8 protein-coding genes are annotated in these 12428 nt (G+C 42.9%); 7 read left to right on the top strand and 1 reads right to left on the bottom strand.

All coding sequences use genetic code 11. The features are described from left to right. Positions 1-543: 543 nt before the first annotated feature. From BM291_RS08050 to BM291_RS08030, 5 genes are all read left to right on the top strand, one after another. Positions 544-2964: a DUF1549 domain-containing protein gene (locus BM291_RS08050; protein WP_092896513.1), complete on the top strand. Its 2421-nt coding sequence runs from the start codon at positions 544-546 to the stop codon at positions 2962-2964. Between the two features lie 597 nt (positions 2965-3561). Continuing rightward, a complete protein-coding gene (locus tag BM291_RS08045) occupies positions 3562-4992 on the top strand; it encodes a DUF1501 domain-containing protein (RefSeq protein ID WP_092896135.1) in 1431 nt (476 codons plus the stop codon). Positions 4993-5176: 184 nt separating this feature from the next. After that, positions 5177-6208, top strand: coding sequence for a DUF4365 domain-containing protein (locus BM291_RS08040; RefSeq protein ID WP_092896133.1), 1032 nt, complete (start codon positions 5177-5179; stop codon positions 6206-6208). Between the two features lie 113 nt (positions 6209-6321). Continuing rightward, entirely contained in the window at positions 6322-6762 is a 441-nt protein-coding gene (locus BM291_RS08035; RefSeq protein WP_092896130.1) for a carboxypeptidase-like regulatory domain-containing protein, read from the top strand. Between the two features lie 477 nt (positions 6763-7239). Further along, positions 7240-8565 carry a Gfo/Idh/MocA family protein gene (locus BM291_RS08030; RefSeq protein ID WP_092896128.1) on the top strand — a complete coding sequence of 442 codons (1326 nt, stop codon included), beginning with the start codon at positions 7240-7242 and terminating at the stop codon, positions 8563-8565. 95 nt (positions 8566-8660) lie between these two features. On the opposite strand, the gene BM291_RS08025 is transcribed toward BM291_RS08030, so the two are convergent. Further along, entirely contained in the window at positions 8661-9410 is a 750-nt protein-coding gene (locus BM291_RS08025) for a flavodoxin family protein (protein ID WP_092896126.1), read from the bottom strand. Positions 9411-9619: 209 nt separating this feature from the next. Here BM291_RS08025 and BM291_RS08020 point away from each other — a divergent pair, with 209 nt between their 5' ends. Both BM291_RS08020 and BM291_RS08015 read left to right on the top strand, forming a co-directional pair. Further along, positions 9620-10306 carry a Crp/Fnr family transcriptional regulator gene (locus BM291_RS08020; protein WP_092896124.1) on the top strand — a complete coding sequence of 229 codons (687 nt, stop codon included), beginning with the start codon at positions 9620-9622 and terminating at the stop codon, positions 10304-10306. Between the two features lie 392 nt (positions 10307-10698). Then, positions 10699-12120: a DUF6600 domain-containing protein gene (locus BM291_RS08015; protein WP_092896122.1), complete on the top strand. Its 1422-nt coding sequence runs from the start codon at positions 10699-10701 to the stop codon at positions 12118-12120. Positions 12121-12428 lie beyond the last annotated feature (308 nt).

Below are 12428 nucleotides of genomic sequence, written 5' to 3'. Positions count from 1 at the left end.
TGCATGTTTTAATTCTCTTGCCAAAGGCAAGGCCTGTAGATGCCCAGAATGAAATTCTAGGGTAGTATGATGAGTGAGTATGACAGAGTGCCAAAGGCACGATCGGTAATTCCATTGGAGCAAAAGGGTGAGTTGATTATAATTTTTTTAGGAACTAATTGCTTTTTTAGTTTTAGGTTGAGGACATTATTTCATCAATTACCATAGAGTCGTACCTAAAGGCACGTCAGGTTTCCCATTATAAATCTTTCTACCCATAGTTTGTCTCCGCCTCAGCGGACAGGCACTAAAGGGGCAGGTTGAGAATCCGCGTATATCTGCGGATCTTTTCAGCGCAAATCTGCGGGAAATAAACCCATTCATCAAATCAACCCACAACAGGATAGGTTTACCCAACAAAACCACTATTTTTCAATTGTAAGATCAGTAGGCTGCTAATACTCAGCAAGTACTAAATCGTTTGCTTTACCTAGAACACACTTGAAAAATCAATCTCAAAAACCTTCTTCTCTTCCAATTTTCCTCTTTCTACTTGGAGGAACCATGCTTTTCATCAATTTCTCAGCATTTGCGCAGACGGAAGTTGTAGAAGAACCTGCTTTCTGGCTTTGGCAATTCCTAGGTCGCCTTCATCCCCTGATCGTCCATTTCCCTATCGCACTGATAGTAGTGGCGGCATTGATGGAGCTGTTTACTTGGAGGAAGTTCAACTCCAAGATCAGGCCTGGAATAATGATTTTAGCGACTATTGGAGCAGTGAGTGCAATTATAGCCGCACCTATGGGCTGGCTCTTAGCTACGAATGAAGGTACTTCTGGTGAACTTCTGGATTTGCATCAATGGATAGGAATTGGAACAGCCATTTTGAGTGTGCTCACGTTATTTTTCCTCTCCAAAATCTCACGCAGACCAACTAGATCTCAGATAAAAGTATTCAGGTCCTTCCTATTCCTAACTGCCATCTGCGTATCAGTTGCTGGACATTTTGGAGGATCACTTACGCACGGGGAAGATTTCCTCACGGAAGTTTTACCTATCGGCAATACCGATGAATCAGAAATTGAAAAAGCACCGATAAATCTAGCTTCCTACAGCTCAGAACTCAGTCCCGAGAAAGAGATGAAACTGATCGGGGAAGTTCGGATGGTCTTGGCGCACAATTGCTACAAATGCCATAGCGGAGCAAAGATCGAAGGGGAATTGCGGTTGGATGAAAAAGAGTATGTTTTTGCCGGAGGCGAAAATGGTCAGATTCTAATCCCCGGAAATCCCGGTGAAAGTGAGATCATCCGCAGAATTAACCTGGGCAAAAACCACGACGATGTAATGCCTTCCAAAGGCAAACTACTCAGCAAAGACGAACGAGATTTGATCGCGCTCTGGATCTCCAAAGGCGCACCTTGGCCGGATGGTGCTGCTCAACAATCCGTGTATCGAGTTGCAGAATTAGCTCCTCGAAACCCAACTCTCCCTGCCTATAAAGCCGGTTTGGACAATCCCATCGATCTCTGGGTGGATGAATACTTCCAGGAAAACAAGCTGGAATGGAAAGGAGTGGTGGACGACAAAACCTATCTCCGCAGGATCTACTTAGATATCACGGGTATGATTCCGAGTCCACAGGAGTTGGATGAATTCAGGAAAGACACACGCTCTGACAAGCGAAGCATCTGGCTACAGAATCTATTGAACAAATCGGATGATTATGCCACGCATTGGCTGACTTTCTGGAACGATGCACTCCGCAATGACTACACTGGCACGGGCTATATCACCAAAGGCAGATACAATATTACGGACTGGCTTTACACTTCGCTAAGAGACAACAAAGCATACGATCAGTTCGTCAGGGAATTGCTCAATCCCACCGAAAAGTCCAAGGGTTTCATTGAGGGAATCAAATGGCGTGGAACAGTCAATGCCAGTCAGCGAACAGAAATGCAGGCTGCGCAAAATGTAGGGCAGGTGATTTTGGGCTTGAACCTTAAATGTGCTTCCTGTCATGACAGTTTTATCTCTGATTGGAAACTCGAAGAGTCTTATGCTTTCGCCAATATTTTCGCAGACTCTACGCTCGAGGTCAGTCGCTGTGAAGTACCTACGGGGAAAATGGCTAAGACTGCAATCCTTTGGGAGGAATTAGGTGATATAGACAGTATGGCTACTAAAGCGGAAAAGCTCAGACAGCTCGCAGATCGATTGGTGCAGCCAGCGAATGGCAGAATGTACCGCACGATTGTAAATCGGGTTTGGAAGCAGCTAATGGGTCGCGGAATCGTGGAGCCCGTTGACGAGATGGACAATGCCCCTTGGAGTCAGGATTTACTGGATTGGCTGGCTTCGGATTTCGTGGAAAATGGCTATGATTTGAAGGAGTTGATATACCAGATCGCAAGTTCGAAAATCTACCAGTCCCAATCCATAGGCTACGAGACCTACGATGCTGTCATGGCTGATGATTACAAATTCAACGGAATGGTGCGGAGAAGAATGACAGCGGAGCAGTTTTCTGATGCCGTAAGTGAAATCGTTTACCCTCTTTTCCCAGACGATGCGATCAAGTACAATCCTTTTGAACTGCAGAAACCGGAGCATGTCACTCCGAGCTTTGCGCGAGCATCCTTGGTGGCAAATAATCCTTTCCTCACCGCCTTGGGAAGACCAAATCGTGAAATCGTCTCTACAAGCAGAGAAGCTCAGGGGAGTTTATTACAGGCGCTAGAACTTACAAATGGAGAACGATTGAATACTGCTTTGCAGAAAGGAGCGGAAAGATGGAAGACTCAACTCAGCGATCCAGTTCAGATCACGGAGGAATTGTACCTAAAAGCGCTGAACCGAAAACCCAATGAGAAAGAACTAGCGATCGCAAAAGCTGCTCTAGGCGCAAAACCAGATGCCGCCAAAATCCAGGATTTATTCTGGGCGGTGATTCTGTTGCCGGAGTTTCAGATGGTGGAGTGAGGAAGTTGGTTGTTGGTTATAGGTTGTTGGTTATAGGTTGTTGGGTGTTGGGTGTTGGGTGTTGGGTGTCAGATGACCGATGTAGCTCAGTAGTATCGTCCTTGCGAGGAGGCACTGCTTTTCTCTTCAGCAAAAAGAGTTAAGTTTTCAAAGGAAATGAATGAAGTACAGTTGAGGAATTCCCCCTTTTCAAAGGGGGCAAGGGGGATTTAAAAAAATAGACCGAAGACAGGAGACAGAAGACGGGAGTATCGTCATTGCGAGGAGGCACTGCTTTTCTCTTCAGCAAAAAGAGTTAAGTTTTCAAAGGAAATGAATGAAGTGCAACTGAGGCTACTCCCCCTTTTCAAAGGGGGCAAGGGGGATTTAAAAAAATAGACGGAAGACAGAAGACAGAAGACGGGAGTACCGTCATTGCGAGAAGGCACGACGAAGCAATCTGTAAGAAATTAATGATTTCCCGCAGATCAGCGCAGACAACTATCGCTGATTTTCGCTGATCTTGTGTTGTAGTAAATAAATTTATTATAGTAAATCTGCGTTTATCTGCGGTTCTTTTCAGCGATAATCTGCGGGAAAAAGATACTTAACCAAACCATGAAAACACCACTAAACCGACGAGACTTTATAAAAAAAACCTCTGCTGCTGCTATGGCTACTATGGGAATGGGCGCGCCGTTGGCGGGGCTGTTGTCTTCCTGCGGAGTGGACAAAATCCCGGCAACGGCAGACTCGGTTATCTTACTTTTCATGGCTGGAGGAATGGCGCATACCGAAACCTTCGATCCAAAGAAATATACGCCATTTCGCAAGGGAATGGAATCCAAAGAAGTGCTCAGCACCTTCCCTTCCATCCCGACAGCATTGGATGGAATTCACTTTTCCGAAGGCCTGGAATCCATGGCAAAAATCATGGACAAGGGAACGCTGATCCGCTCCTACGTGGCGGCAGATCTGGGGCATATTCTGCATACACGACATCAATATCACTTTCATACCTGCTACGAACCTCCACAATCCGTGGTCGTGCCGCATCTTGGTTCTTGGATCTCCAAGGAACTTGGTCCGCTGAATCCTGTGATTCCTTCCTTCATCAATATAGGACAGCGATTTTCGGTGGGTGAAGGCGAGGAACTGAAGGCTTTTCACAGTGCAGGTTTCTTGGGTTCTGAGCATGGTCCATTTTTGATTCCAGATCCTTCGGCTGGTTTGGATAGCGTGCGCCCTCCTATCGGCATGTCCACGAGTAGATTTGAGTCGAGAAATCAACTCTATGAAAACCTGCTTTCCGCGGGCGCCATGGGCGAATACGGTTCGGACTATCAAAAAGAATCCCTCAAACGATCCATGGAGCAAGCCTACATTCTGCTGAATTCCCCGGAAGCCAAGGCTTTTGATCTGAGTCTGGAACCCAAGGAAAGCTATGACAAATACAACAATGGTAAGTTTGGCTTGGGATGCCTGCTGGCAAGAAGACTGGTGGATCAGGGCGCTCGATACATCACCGTAACTTCCGAGTATGAGCCATTCTTTGGTTGGGATACGCATGACAATGGACATACCCGTCTGAAGGGCATGAAGAAAATGATCGACTCCCCTATCGCCCAACTCATCTCTGACCTGGATGAAAGTGGAAAACTGGACAGAACGCTTGTCATCGTAGCATCTGAGTTTAGCCGGGATATGCTGACAGAAGGAAGACCAGGTCTGAAAGTGCTGGATCAAGTGGATGTACCGGATATCATAGAAGACATGAAAAACTACGGAATGCACCGACATTTCACAGATGGCTGCTCCATGCTGATGTTTGGTGGCGGAATCAAACGCGGACATGTCTTTGGTAAAACCGCTGATGAGCGACCTTGCAAAAGCATAGAAAACCCAATCAAAATCGACAGCATCCACCAGACTGTTTATCATGCCTTAGGCATCGCTCCAGAGACAAACTACGAGATCGAACAGCGTCCATTCTACACCACGCCTGATGGACATGGGAAGGTTGCTTTTGATTTATTACAAAAAGGCTAATCCCTTCAAACAAAGTTTTTTAGATTAGTTTCTTCTATTTTTTAACTAAGGGTTGCGGAAGAAGTAAAGAGGGCGTATTTTGAAGAGCTTTTTGAAATTTAAAGTACAGCTTTATAAAACTTTAGGAAGACAAAAGTTAATTCAATAATCAAGTTTAGCTTAATCAAAATAGCAATTAAGAAACATGGATTTACCTAAAAGTAACAAATCGAATAAAATTGGCAGGAAAGGCGTTACACTCCTCACTTCGATTATTGAAGATCAACTAGATTGGCAATTAAGAATTAATCATCAAGAAGACGATTTTGGTATTGATGCTTACATTGATATTATAACTGAAGATGGTCATTTGACAGGAAAGTCTATTGCAGTCCAGATTAAATCAGGACGATCTTATTTTAAACAAACAAATGAATATGGTTGGAACTACTCTGGAGAACTTAAACATTTAAACTATTATCTAAACCATCAAATTCCTGTAATACTTGTTATCGTAGATACGGATTCGAAAAAAGCTTATTGGGAACTCTGTGATGCTCAACAAACTGATAGAAGCAGTAAAGGATGGTCAATAGTAATTCCTTTTCATCAAGAATTAGGAGAAAAATCAAAAGTAGAATTAACAAAATATATAGGTCCGACAATTGATTATGTTTCTCAATTAGAAAACCAGTGGAAGACAAATGAGTTCTTAAAAAAAATTGGACATATTCTTCTTGTAGTTGGTAAAGAAGAAATTGAAAATTCTGACTATGAACCCTTAATTTCAGCTTTGAAATATTTTACAAGAAAAAAAGATTTAATGTATAAATATAGGAGCAAAATAGAAATTGCTATTCATGGATATGACAATGATGACAGACAACTATATGAAATTGACAAACCTAAAGAATGGATAGTCAATATATTGGAACATGTAAAAGGGCTCACCTTCTTTTTAGCTAATCACGTAAACGCACAGTTTCTAAGGTTGTTTCTATATTCTCAAATAGAATTTGAAATAAAAGGAAATCCTAAAAATGAAAACGGTATTGAAAAAATAAAGGTTGAATTTGAATCAAAAGAATCAGTGAAAGTATTGTACAAACTTTTTGACGATTTAAATGAGTTTTGCGATTATTTTAAGATACCTACACCGATTAATAAGGAGGTTTCAGATAATATCACAAACTGTTATACGGGTGGTGAATTTTTGAAGAATAAGGATAATCAATAATGAATAATTAAAACGCTATAAGCCCCCACTGATAGTAGAATAAGCGTTGAGGTTGCTAGGTGTAGATACAAACTTCACCCAGTCATAGTAGCTAAATTTACCCAAGACTAGGAATGAGGCTTTTGATACTTCTGACAATCTATTTAATTCCATTTCTTTCAACTGGACAGACTCGAACAATTACTGGAAAAGTCATTGACGAATTCGAACTGACGACCATTCCACAGGTGAGAATTCAGAATCGCGACACCGTACAACTTGGGACAACTGACATGAACGGGAATTTTAAAATAGAACTCCCCGCTGGGACAGAGCAATTGCTATTCAGCTTTATAGGTTTTGAGCTGACAACGGTTCAGGTTCTAAACAACTGCGATAACTTGGAGATTATTATGATGTTGGCAAGCTCCTATGACTTCATGACAATGAAGACAGTTAATAGGAAACGATATAAAAGATTCAGAAAATTAAATGAACGACATCAGGAAGCATTTGAGAAAGGTGTTTTTAAATCAAGGACACCTTGTGTAGCCTATATCTTCAGTAAAGATTAAACGCTTGAACCCATAGCTACCCCACTGAGCGTAGACTGGCGTTGAGCTAGGTTTAGTTCCAGAAATAAGCATAGACTATATTTAGTCCCTATCTGATTCTTGATTAAATCTCCTTTATCGTTGAGCTAAAAAAAGAGAACCTCAGGTATATCCCGAGGTTCTTGATTCGTCAAAATTCCTATACTTTACTTCAAGGCTTAATCATTCAGTATAGGTTTTAGTGCATAGCCTTTCAATTGAAATTCCGATAACGTTGTTTGTGCTGTGAAAGTGACTTTAGCGAAGGGTAACAAACCTTGCACTAGGCGTAATTTGTGACTAAGCTCCTCTACAACATCACAGCTCAGCCACTTTTTTAGGATTTTTTTTCACTGAAAAGCTATAGTAACAGGCTTTTAACCAGACACTTTTCCGATTCATCACAATTTCCTGTATTTTGAGTTCAAGATTCTTTTCCCAACCCAAAACACAAACCCGATGACTGACCGTCGCAACTTTATCAAATCCACAGGAATCCTCGCTGGCGGACTTTGGCTAGCCCCATCTCTACTCCAGGCCAAGCAAGGCGTCGCTGCAAGTGACCGGATTCGGGTAGCACTCATAGGTTGCAATAATATGGGTTTTGGAATTCTTCGTCATCACCTCGCGCTGCCGGAAGTGGACTGTGTGGCCCTGTGCGATATAGACCAAAATGTGCTCGATCGAAGAATCGCGGAAGTGGAGACAGCCACAGGAAAAAAACCGGAGCGCTACACCGACTTTAGACTGTTGCTGGAACGCAGCGATGTGGACGCGGTAATTATCGGCACTCCAGATCACTGGCATTGCCTGATCGCCGTGGCCGCCTGCCAGGCCGGAAAGGATGTCTATGTGGAAAAACCCATGGCAAACACCATCGGGGAGTGTGAGCTGATGGTCAATGCAAAAAATCAGTACGACAGAATCATGCAAGTAGGTCAGCAGCAACGATCTGGGCAAGCTTTTATTGAAGCCCGGGAGTTGGTGAAAAGTGGCTACATAGGCAAAGTCAGAAAGGTGAATATCTGGTCAAACTTCAATTACGGACTTGGAAACCTGATCCAACCTACGACTCCGATCCCTGAGGGAGTGGATTATGATTTTTGGCTGGGACCTGCACCTTCCCGAAGCTTCAACCCAAATCGCTTTCACGGAAGTTGGCGACACTTTTGGGATTATGGCGGGGGTTTGATGTCCGACTGGGGTGTGCATCTATTGGATATGGCGATCTGGGTGGAAGAAAATCCGGCTGTCCCTTCCAGAGTACTTACCTACGCAGCCAATGTCAATAAGGAGAATCGGGATCGGGACACCTTCGATACCATGAATGTCCTCTATCCTAAAAAGGACTTTTTGATTAATTACGACATGAATGGTGGGCTGCAAACCGGACCTTACGGCAAACCATACGGAATCGGGTATGTGGGCGAAAAAGGTACGCTAGTAGTCAATCGCGGTGGTTACGAAATCTATCCGGAATGGGATCCAGAGGCCAAAGCTCCAAAAATAGAAGCCAAAAAATTGGAAGGAATGACTGACAGTCACAACCTACATGTAGCCAATTTTGTGGAATGCATCAAAAACAGAAATCAACCCATTTGTCCGCCGGAGGCTGGGCGAATCGCAGCCTTGCACGCTCATATTCCAAATATCGCAGCAAGGATTGGGGCGGAGGAATTGCTTTGGGATGAAGCCAAACGAGAATTTACTGGAAATGCAGCTGCCAATGAATTGATTTGGCCTAGCTATAGAACGCCTTGGACTTTACCGAAAATAACCTCTTAACTATCCTGATATAGTTGAGCAAGGACAAGGCGTAGTCCCGCACAGTTAGCGGGACTACGCCTTTCTATCTAATCCACTTTTCAATTGATAAGCTATTACGACCTATACTCAGGATTTGGACTATCTTGATCTGATTTTGCATCCCACATAGTTCGCTGATTTCCATAGGCAGGAATACCGCCTTTGTCTTTCAGCATTTTTGCCAGGTGCATCAGGTTCCAAGTCATAAAGGTTGTATTTCGGGTAGTAAATTCATTTTCTGGACCACCTGAATTTTTATCCATATAGGAAGGACCAGGACCAGCCTCTCCTATCCATCCGGCATCTGCCTGCGGAGGAATGGTATAACCCAAATGCTGAAGTGAGTACAGCATATTCATGGCGCAGTGTTTAATCCCATCTTCATTTCCCGTAATCAGGCATCCACCCACGCGACCATAGTAAGCGTATTGACCTTCGTCATTCAGTTTGCCGGAAAAACCGTACAAGCGCTCGATCGCCATCGTAGCAATGGATGACTTCTCGCCCAACCAAATAGGCGTACAAAGCACCAGAATATCTGCATCCATGACTTTTTGCTGAATAGCTGGCCACTCGTCGGCATCCCAGCCATGTTCCTTCATATCTGGATACACGCCAAAAGCGATCTGATGATCCACCGGGCGAATCACCTCCACCGAGACTCCGTTTGCCTCCATGATCGCCTGACTGATGCTGATCAGCCCAGAGGTATGGGATTGCTCAGGGGATTTCTTTAAGGTGCAATTGAGAAAAACTGCTTTGAGGCCAGAGAAATCTTCGGGATTATTTTCATTGAGTTGTTGTTGGAAAGAATTGAGTATCATGGGTGTTTTTGGTTGTTAGTTATTGGTTGTTAGTTATTGGTTATTCGTTGTTAGGTGGTTGTTGGTTAGAAAAGTGGACTGATTTATAAATTACTAAAACCTGATCTTTTGAAGTGTCTTTATAAAGACAGACATCAATTTATGAGATAGTATCCCTGTTATTAACTAATTTGAACCTGTTCTGTTTGAAAAAACATCAAATCCACACTATGTCCGAAAACGCCAACATCTGGTTCCTCGATAATTTCAGCATGATGAAAGTGCTGAAGCCTCATGAACTGATGGAATTAGAAAAAATGACTGTAATGGCTGATGTGATGAAAAATCAGGCTGTTTACTTCCCACAAGATGAGGCTAGGACTATCTATTTTTTGAAAAAGGGAAAAGTGAAAATCTCCAAAGCCTCGGATACGGGCAAAGAAATCATTCTCAGCATACTTGGCCCGGGAGAAATGTTCGGCGAACTAGTTCTGGCAGGTGAAGAATCAAGAGAAGACCTGGCTGTAGCGACCGAAGATGTGATAATCTGTAAGGTCAATCAGGAAAGATTCAAGGAGCTCATGGCAAAAAATCCAGCTCTTAATTTCGCGATTACCAAATTCATCGGGCTTAGAATTAAGAAAATACAGACTAGATTGGAAAACTTGATTTTCAAGACTTCAGAACAACGAATCACCTGGTTTCTCAAGGATTTCACAACCGAGTTTGGTAGACAGCTCAGCGGTTTTCCAAATCAGTGGCATGTCGACATGAAACTCACGCACAAAGACATTGGTAAGTTGACGGCCACGAGTAGGCAGATGGTCACCACTGTTTTGAGGGATTTAGAAACTAAGGGGATTATTAAATACGATAGAAGTAGAATCTATATTTTGGATATCACACAAATCAGTTGATTCTTGACGGTTAGGTGTGCCAGATTTTTTTGAAAAAAGTATAAGTACTTATTTTTATTTTTTCCAATATTTTTAAACTGAAGTAAACGATCTTCAAAAGAAAAATTACAAAGATTAAAATATGTTATATAATATTTTTAAGTAAGTACTGATTTTTAACATCAATCTTAAGGCAATATTAAGATTTAACTCAACCATTGGCCTAATTTTTTACGTAAACCAACCAAGGAATCTGCACATTTTAAGGAAGTTCGAAAAACTTGGCGTGATTTTGGTTTTAGTATGCATGCATCCTTTTAGTAGAAAAATGCATCTACCTAAATAGGAAGCCTTAAAAAGCCCACAACCCAATAAGTATATAACCAATTATTTAATCACTAAACCCACGTAAAATGAAAACGCAACAAGTACCACGATGGATGAGGAATTTGATGATGGGAATCATCGCACTAATCTGGATTACCCCAAAAGAAGCCCAAGCGGAAAATGTAGCTGGAGTTTCCTTTCAGGTATTCTATGATGAATTGATGCCTTATGGGGACTGGGTAAAAGATGGACGACATGGATATGTATGGCTACCTGCTGTATATGATGATTTCCACCCTTATGGAACCAATGGACACTGGGTAATGACCAATTATGGTAATACCTGGGTATCTGATTACGACTGGGGTTGGGCGACTTTCCACTACGGTAGATGGTACTTTGACGACAATTACCAGAGCTGGGCATGGATTCCTGACTACGATTGGGGACCAGCTTGGGTAGACTGGAGAACCGGTGGTGGATATTACGGTTGGGCACCTATGGGTCCTGGCTTCTCTATCAATTTCAGAGTAAATATTCCTTCTACTTATTGGATTTTTGTTCCTCAAAGAAGATTTGCCTACGTGAACGTTTATAACTACCACGTACCGCATGCAAGAAGAGTGAACATCTATAACAATACAACCATCATCAATAACACTGTGGTGTACAATAACAATAGATACTATGGTGGACCAGCGCGAAGAGAAGTAGAAAGAGTAACCAAAAGCTCTTACCCTGAGCGCAGAATAGAGAACAGCAGTTCAGCTGGAAGAACTGTAGCCTCAAGAAACGCAGTAAGTGCATATAGACCTGATTTGCAAAGTGCAAGAGGAACAACTGCATCTGCTAGACCTTCTAGAGTTCTTTCTTCCGGACAATCCAGAACGCAGCCAGCGACTACTCCTTCCAGAGTAAACAGCAGATCTGAAGCAGTTTCTGGTAGATCTGCAACTACTCCTGCTGGATCTTCAAGATCATCTGAAAGAGTAACAACGCCAAGTCGAACTGAGAATACTGGAGGTAGATCTACCTCTCCTTCTACTAGCCGTGGAGAATTCGAGACCACACCATATCCTGGTTCTCAAACAAGAACCTCTACTCCTAGTCGTGAGAGTCAAGGATCTCCTAGCACTACTAGAAGCACTGAACCTAGATCTTCGAGCCCATCTACAAGAACAGAGAACAGTAGAGAATCTCAGACCCGTTCAACTCCAGCAAGAACTCAGTCTGCACCTGCTCAAAGATCAAATGAATCTAGAACACAAAGTGCTCCGGCACAGCGTTCGACCCCAACTAGAACACAGCCGGCTACTTCGAGAACTCAATCTTCAAGCCCAGCAACGAGAAGCACCCCTGCCCGTACTAGTCAAACTAGACAATCGCAGCCAACTACTCGTTCTACTCCACAGGTAAGGAGTTCTACTTCCAGAACTTCTACTCCTGCGAAAAGCTCTACAAGTAGCTCTACTTCAAGAAGTACCTCAAGAACTAGAGGAAATAATTAATCTCGAACAAAACCTATTTGAAAAGGATAGCCCATTGGCTATCCTTTTTTTGAGATTATTTTCCGCGAAGGGCACAAAAGTCATGAATAATAGATCGTTTTTGGATCAGGGCTGAAAGTCCTGAATATCTCAGCCCAGCTCGACAGGCCTGGGATATGATAAAAAGCCCAAACCCCAAAGCTCTAAAAGAGCGGAATAATCCATAAAACAGCAGCACTCTCCCCTACAGGACGAATAAATTACCAATCAATTTCCAGCAACAAACCAGACGTTCCTACGGAATGAGCACTGCCAATACCAAGACAAAT

Source organism: Algoriphagus aquimarinus (assembly GCF_900112005.1).
Classification (GTDB): Bacteria; Bacteroidota; Bacteroidia; order Cytophagales; family Cyclobacteriaceae; genus Algoriphagus; species Algoriphagus aquimarinus.
This window is presented reverse-complemented; position numbering and strand designations above follow the sequence as displayed.